The 6493-nt window shown below is 66.2% G+C and carries 9 protein-coding genes; 3 read left to right on the top strand and 6 right to left on the bottom strand.

Translation table 11 applies throughout. The features are described from left to right. The first annotated feature begins 234 nt into the window (after positions 1–234). The 3 genes from GCU67_RS20995 (at position 235) to GCU67_RS20985 (ending at position 1369) form a co-directional block, all read left to right on the top strand. Entirely contained in the window at positions 235–378 is a 144-nt protein-coding gene (locus GCU67_RS20995) for a hypothetical protein (protein ID WP_163613429.1), read from the top strand. A gap of 127 nt (positions 379–505) precedes the next feature. Beyond that, a complete protein-coding gene (locus GCU67_RS20990) occupies positions 506–784 on the top strand; it encodes a hypothetical protein (protein ID WP_211661839.1) in 279 nt (92 codons plus the stop codon). A gap of 60 nt (positions 785–844) precedes the next feature. Continuing rightward, positions 845–1369, top strand: coding sequence for a hypothetical protein (locus tag GCU67_RS20985; protein ID WP_163613441.1), 525 nt, complete (start codon positions 845–847; stop codon positions 1367–1369). Positions 1370–1590: 221 nt separating this feature from the next. Here GCU67_RS20985 and GCU67_RS20980 read toward each other — a convergent pair whose 3' ends face one another. From GCU67_RS20980 to panB, 6 genes are all read right to left on the bottom strand, one after another. Continuing rightward, entirely contained in the window at positions 1591–2049 is a 459-nt protein-coding gene (locus GCU67_RS20980) for a hypothetical protein (RefSeq protein ID WP_163613440.1), read from the bottom strand. Beyond that, positions 2046–2699, bottom strand: coding sequence for an XRE family transcriptional regulator (locus GCU67_RS20975; RefSeq protein WP_163613438.1), 654 nt, complete (start codon positions 2697–2699; stop codon positions 2046–2048). Before GCU67_RS20975 ends, GCU67_RS20980 begins: the two co-directional genes overlap by 4 nt. Positions 2700–3178: 479 nt before the next feature. Further along, a complete protein-coding gene (locus GCU67_RS21505) occupies positions 3179–3343 on the bottom strand; it encodes a hypothetical protein (RefSeq protein WP_211661838.1) in 165 nt (54 codons plus the stop codon). Positions 3344–4002: 659 nt separating this feature from the next. Beyond that, on the bottom strand, positions 4003–4296 hold the full coding sequence (locus GCU67_RS22215; protein ID WP_246215492.1) for an excalibur calcium-binding domain-containing protein: 294 nt from the start codon (positions 4294–4296) through the stop codon (positions 4003–4005). Between the two features lie 262 nt (positions 4297–4558). After that, positions 4559–5044 carry a hypothetical protein gene (locus GCU67_RS20960; RefSeq protein ID WP_163613432.1) on the bottom strand — a complete coding sequence of 162 codons (486 nt, stop codon included), beginning with the start codon at positions 5042–5044 and terminating at the stop codon, positions 4559–4561. Between the two features lie 339 nt (positions 5045–5383). Next, positions 5384–6265 (bottom strand): 3-methyl-2-oxobutanoate hydroxymethyltransferase, encoded by an 882-nt coding sequence (gene panB, locus GCU67_RS20955; RefSeq protein ID WP_163613430.1) that lies wholly within the window; start codon positions 6263–6265, stop codon positions 5384–5386. Between the last annotated feature and the right edge of the window lie 228 nt (positions 6266–6493).

Raw genomic sequence — 6493 nt, 5'->3', positions numbered from 1 at the left:
AGATAACGTCCTTTATCTGCTGGTCTGGGTCACTCGCTGGGCGGCGCTCCCGATCCAAGCCGGTGTTCACGCTCAGCTACGTCGATGCGACCGGCTCAGTAATGAGCGCAAGTAGCAAGCACATACCGGCGTGTCGGATCAACATGGTCAGATTCACATGTGAACATGTGTTCGACGCGGTGGAGGACCGGCGCCGCGTCTCCAATGCCCACCGGTCAACGAGAGGAGGGTCAGGTGCGCAAGAGCCCCTGGCACTCGATCAAGCAGTTCGTGCACCACGACAACACGAGCTGCAACACGGGGAACAACATCGAGAAGGAGAACCGGCGCGACGGCACGGGCAACAAGCCGCGGTGTGAGGAGTGCGCCATGCTTTGATCGAGGGCTAGCGCAGGCGGCGTAGCCGCTCGCTAGCTGGTCAAGAGGACCCGCGCTCCCGAGATGATTCCAGCACCTCGGGGACGCGGGTCCTCCTCATCATCCATCGGCCGCAGGGATCGAGCACTTGATGGTGTTGAAGGGCCTGTGTTGGCTGGCGAGCTCAGCGGTCTCGCGGACACCGGAACATCTGCTCGTTTCCAGCGCTCATGCGTCGAGGGGGACACCGGTCGTCCTCGTCCTCGTCGACGGCGCCGCAGCCACCGCTGGCATCGCGGGAAACTTCTTCTCCTTGTTCACCCCAAAGTTGCCGGACGGAATTCTCGTCCCGATCGGCGGTCAGCGGAACCATGTTGATGCCGATATGCTGATCCCCTTGCTGCTGATGGATCTAGCTGCCAGCTAGCGGTCGCATCCGTCGACTTAAATCAGTGTGATAGTTGGGTGTCTCGGGCATCATCACCTGGTGACTTCTCTGAGCGAAATCCGCAAGATGCTGGCCGAGTCCTCGGCCGAAGACTGGAACCGCATCCCCGGGTGGGGGATAGGTGGAGCGCCGGTGGGCCCGGCTTTTGTCAACGTCGAGGTAACAGGCGACCAGGGTCAGGTCGAAAGTTGGTACGCCCGTAACTTCACCGACTTGCTCGTCTTTTGCCCCGATGTCGACCTGACGGTCGCTTATGGACTGCCTGCCTACTACGAGGACTTCGAGCGGAGTCGCTTCGATTGGGCCGAACGGCACGGTTGGGTCGTCACCACGAAGTTCGCCGACGTGCGCTGGCGTGGTCAGGTCGTTGATCGGGTGGCGATGTGGGCGACCTGGAAGGACGTGCAGGTGCCGGTGGGCGAGGTTGAGTCCGTCGAAGGCAGCGACGTTCGTTTCGTCGAGAGGTGGCAGTACGCGATCTCAGCGGCCGTAGCTCGGTGGCACGGCACCGAGTCGCTCCTAGACACGGTTCTTCGTGGCACGGAGCAGCAGCTGCGCCCGTAAGGGACGCAGGAACGGGGAGCGGGCTCAGGGTTCCCGACTCAGGACCAATGGACGACTGTGATGAGCTCTGTCCAGTAATTCTCGCCGACCAGTCAGGGGTCAGTCATGGGCACATTGCTGGCCTCTTCGTCCAGCTAGTCGGCGTCTAAATCATTGACTACTCGCGGACGCCGTCGAGCTAATTGCGGAGAACCGTAGCGGAAGGCGCCGACAAAGCGAAACTAGTCCTGGTTAGGAGTAAGGCTGATCTGATTTGCCCGAAGAAGTTGAAGCAGTGGCGCCTGCACCCGAAGTTTCGACGCTGTGCTGTGTAGACCTTCACGCACGAAGGGGTATGCGGCCATCACGCCGACGCGCTCGACAAACTCACGGAGAACAGCTCCCTCGATCGCTACAGGCTCGGCGAGGGCGAACTCTGCAGCAACGTCCGCAACGAAGCGACCTTGCCGAGACAAAGCTTCGCACCGGACGCGCACCTGAATTCGCTCCGCGTCGTGTCGCGCAAGCACCTCAAGGGGCGCGTCCTCCTCGTGCGCTGCTTCGTGCGCCTCGCCGCCCGCAGCGTCCTCGTCTTCCTCAACGCGCTCACCCGAGAGTTGGTAGAAGACGACGTCGCTCAGACTCGCGAGCTCCACAAGATCACGCACGTGAGTGATGGTGCGGAGTTCCTGGTCGCTCATCCGGCGAGGGTGTACGAGTCCCAGGACTCGTCGACGGCGGCCTTACGGAAGTGCTCGCCCCACACCTTGCCTTGGGCCGGCGACATGCGATGCGCCATGACTACATGCTTCGTTGCGATCGCATCGTTCCAGTAGCCCTGCCCGGTCCAGGCGACGTCGGCGACGGCCCTGGTCGTGATGGTCCGCCGAGTGTTGAGCATGTAGTTGATGGCGGCGTAGTCCTCACGCGCCAGGTAGCTAACGTCGTCCGCGGCCTCCGGATGGACCTGCGCCAGCCACTCGTTGACTTCGCTCCAGAGCCACACGCCACCCGCGACATAGTTGTAGGGCGCTGGGAAGGCGACCGCCGCCTGGCGCTGACGATCACCTCGCACCCAAGCGCCGACGGCCTGCGGCGTCTTGCCGGCGCGCTCGGCGATGTCATTCCGTGACACAAGGTCCTCGGTCACGCGTCGGACGTGGATGCCCAATGCCTCTAGCGCAGTGGCGCTGGCCGATGCCGCTGTGACGGCGTTGGGGCCGTCAGCCTCGAGGGTGACGAAGAAAGTCTGCCCCTGACTGCTGACCAGCGCATCGAACTGGTCATCGATCTTGTCCTGCAGGTGCTCCTCGATCAGATCCGTCTCGAAGGTGAACTCGTACGTCGTCACTCTTGTCCTCCCCGGCGGGTCACCAGTAATCCATCGGCTAGGGGTGTTGTCAACTTGAAACACCCCCATGGATGAGCTCATGCCGGTCGGGACAGAGGGCGGCCTGGCGCTTGATCCTGCGCGCCTGCCCGGCCGGGTTGCGGGGCGTCCCATCGACGCGGATCCAAGTCCCGCCCTCGCCGCACGGGCAGTACAGCCCGAACTTGTGGCCCTGTCGGCGCAGCCTCCAGTTGGCCGCTTCCAGGTCTTGCAGAACGCTGTAGATGGCGGGGTCAACCTCGCGCCGGACAGCCGACACGTCGACCCAGTCGCCCTGTCCCACCGCGCCCCCGTGTCAGCAAGCCCGACCGACGACGCGGTCAGCGCCGCCTCAAGGTACTGCCCGTGATCCCACCGCGCTGCCCGGCCGCGAAGTCCGCAGCACACTTCCGTGCCCTACCCACCCTTGCCGCGCAGGCGCGATTCCCTGCTGTGCTCGGTCAGGCGCGGCGCACCCAGGCACGCATCCGGGCGCGCTTGCTGATGGGGCGGCGGTGCCACTCGTCGCGTTCGGGGTCATCGCACTGTCCGGCCGACCATCCGCGCGGCAGGTCTGCCAGGGACGTCAGCGACGGATGCATGTCCACGAGGTGCGCGAAGCCCACGATGCGGCCGTCCTCCTCATCCAGGGTCGTGCCGCAGAGGATCTGCCAGTCGCCGTCCTGGTCATGGTGGACGTCTTTGATTGGTGCACCATCGAGTACCGGCTAGGTGGTGAAGACGCCGGTGTCTGGTGAGTTGGCGAAGGGCCAGCTGTCCATTGACCGATCGTGCCATCTGCGGGGCCGCCGGCCAGCAGCCAAGTGCGGTCGGCTTAGCGACTGGTCGGGTCGATGGCGGCCTGCCCTTGAGCGGGGTGGCGGTAGTTCTCGGGTAACTGCTCCCACGTAGTCCAGCCTGAGTCGTCGAACCTGCTCCGGTACCAGTGGCGGTCACCTGCCCCGAGGCCGGTCGGCAACTCCTCTGGAGGCTGCTGCGTGGGGCTCCAGTGCGCACTGAGCTGCCGCTTGTGGAAGCCCGCGTCACGGATTCGGGCTCTCGCCTCGTCGGCGGACTCGGCGTGGATGACGTAGCGGCCGATCCAGGAGTCTGCGCCCGCATCCTGGGCGTCGATGCCGTACGCGCCAGCGGTAGGTAGGGCGCCCTGCTGCTCACGCCGTTGGGCGCGAGTCAGCGGAGATCTCTTCGCCACAGGGTCATGATCCGTTCCGGGCGTACTCGGCAGATGCTGTCCTTCAGCTGCGGGTGCGCTGTCGTGGCCCGGTCACGTGTCACAGGCGATGCCGTCCCCATCCCGATCCAGCTTGCTGCTGTATCCCGGCTCGCCACGGCGAATCGGAGCGGCGCCTGCATTCCTCACCTCGGTGCAGTTGGCGTAGCTCACCTCGCGGGGAGCGGCAGGGGTCGGTACCGGGATGGCAGTGCTTGTCCGGGGGGCAGGTGCGGCGGCGGCGGCAGGAGCTTCGGCTGTCTCGGTAACGGTCACCGTTTCGGTTGCCGGGGCAGGCGCAGGAGCCGTCTGCGTCACCGTTACAGGGGCCGGGGCAGGCGCGGTCATGGTGACGGTCGGTCCAGCCACCTCGATCCGTTCTGCGGCCACCGGCTCAGCCTGGCCACCACCGCCGGCAGCACCGACTCCGAAGGCAACCAGTGCCGTCGCTCCGTAGGTGAGCACCTTGCGCTTACGAGTGGACTTGGCTGAGGTAGGGAGGGGGCTCAGGGTGCTCACTCGTCGATCTTGCCGCATCGTCAGGCGATTCGACTCGGTTTGTTGACTTCGAGTTCCGAATCGTCGGCGGGTTGAGAGTGGTCCTCATCGCCTATGAGTGGCGCGAGTTCTCCTGATGCTCTCGGTTAGCTGACACAGCATCCATCGGGACGTCTGCGTGAAGCTCAGCGACGTGACCGTCGACGAGGCAGCCACACGGCTGGGCGAGAGGGACGATGACGAGCTCCCGGATGCCGGCAACGCGGGCGTACTGCTCCTCCAGCGCGGTGGTCGGATGGGCGCATGACGGGCAGGCGGGGGAATAGCCGGCCGGCCAGGTGAGGACCTCGAGCGGCTCCCCGCCGCGACGCACGGTCCGGCCCAGTAGCTGTACCTCGAGATCGGTCAGCATCGTTGATGCCGGCAGGAGCGATGGCTCGTCCGGTCGATCGTCGAACTCCGGTAGCTCCAGGGCCGTCTGCGCAGGCCCCACACTGGGCTCCGTTGCGCCGGCCGGGCTGTCGGGCGCCTGAGCCAGGGCTCGCACTAGTGAGCTGCGGCCGACGCCCAGGGTGGCCGCGATCTGGATCAGCGTCATGCCCTGGGCGCGCATCGCTTGGGCGGCTGTGACCTTCGGCGATAGCTGGCGCGGTTCTGACGGCGCTGCCTGGCAGGTCGATCGCGTTGGACCAGCGGCGTGAGCGCGATGTGGCGGCCGGGCCTCCTGATGTGGGCCCTAGCCTGGGATGGGTTTGAAGAGAAGCGATGACCTTTGCACCCACACCGCCTCGAGTCCCTGGGGTGGTGAGACGTCGCTGGTGCGCTCGGAGTGCGGGATGACCGAGCGCACGCGCTCCGCAGCATGAACGGTAGATCGTGCTTGGACGATGGGGTTTGCCTGTGGTGGCAGCTGCATCACCCCTCGACGAAGGTCGGGTCAGAACGTGTGCTCCGGGCCGGGGAAGACGCCGGTGTGGACGTCTGCGGCGTAGGCGCGTGCTGCCTGGGTCAAGACGGTGCTCAGGTCGGCGTACTGCTTGACGAAGTGCGGCAGCCGACCGCTGGTCAGGCCGAAGGCGTCCTGCCAGACCAGGACCTGCGCATCGGTCCCGGTTCCGGCTCCGATGCCGATGGTGGGCACGTTCAGCTCGTGGGTGATCTGGGCGGCCAGGTCGGCCGGGACCATCTCCAGCAGGACCGCGAAGGCGCCGGCGTCCTGGACGGCGTGAGCATCGGCCAGTACCTGTTCGGCGTCAGCGCCGCGGCCCTGGACGCGGTAGCCGCCCAGGGCGTGCTCGTGCTGGGGGGTGAAGCCGATGTGCGCGCACACCGGGATGCCCCCAGCGACCAGGCGCTGGATCTGCGGGGCCATCTGGGCACCGCCCTCGAGCTTGACCGCGGCGACCTGGGCTTCCTTCATGAAGCGGACCGCGGTGGCGTAGGCCTGCTCGGGTGAGCCCTGGTAGGAGCCGAAGGGCAGATCGGCCATCACCAGCGCGCGGCGTGCGGTGCGGGCGACGGCACCAGCCAGCGGCAGCAGCTCCTCCACCGTGACGGGCAAGGAGTTGCGGTAGCCGTAGACGACCCCGGCAGCTGAGTCACCCACCAGTAGGACGTCGATGCCGACGGTGTCGAAGACCGTCGCGGTGGAGGCGTCGTAGCAGGTGAGCATGGTGAACTTCCGGCCCTGGTCCTTGGCCTGCTGCAAGTGGTGGGTGCGTACCCGTCCTGTGGTGCTCGGCAGGGGAGCGCTGGCGCTGTAGGGCGCCGGCTCCTCGCTGGCGTTCGGGGTGCGGTCGTGCTCGGTGGGGTGGGCCACGCGATCTTCATCTCCTGCCTCGTTGGGGCGGTCACTTGCTGGACCCAGCTTCGCCCTGCCGTGTCCGAGCTCAGGTGTGCAGGGTCAGGTGTGCAGGTGCTGGATCAGCTGCTCGGTCAGCAGGACGGCGGCGATGACGATCATCGCCGCACCGGAGATGCGGGTGACGATGCGGGCGGCGCTGGGGCGGGCGCGCAGCACCCGTCGGGCGGCCAAGCCCACCGCGAG

The sequence above is a fragment of the Modestobacter muralis genome, assembly GCF_010682105.1.
In the GTDB taxonomy this organism is placed as follows: Bacteria; Actinomycetota; Actinomycetes; order Mycobacteriales; family Geodermatophilaceae; genus Modestobacter; species Modestobacter muralis.
This window is presented reverse-complemented; position numbering and strand designations above follow the sequence as displayed.

What these genes read in the sequence shown, in the direction of transcription:
- GCU67_RS20980 (WP_163613440.1), bottom strand. Translation starts at nt 2,049, where the DNA reads ATGAGCGACCAGGAACTCCGCACCATCACTCACGTGCGTGATCTTGTG.
- GCU67_RS22215 (WP_246215492.1), bottom strand. Translation starts at nt 4,296, where the DNA reads ATGACCGCGCCTGCCCCGGCCCCTGTAACGGTGACGCAGACGGCTCCT.
- GCU67_RS20960 (WP_163613432.1), bottom strand. Translation starts at nt 5,044, where the DNA reads ATGACGCTGATCCAGATCGCGGCCACCCTGGGCGTCGGCCGCAGCTCA.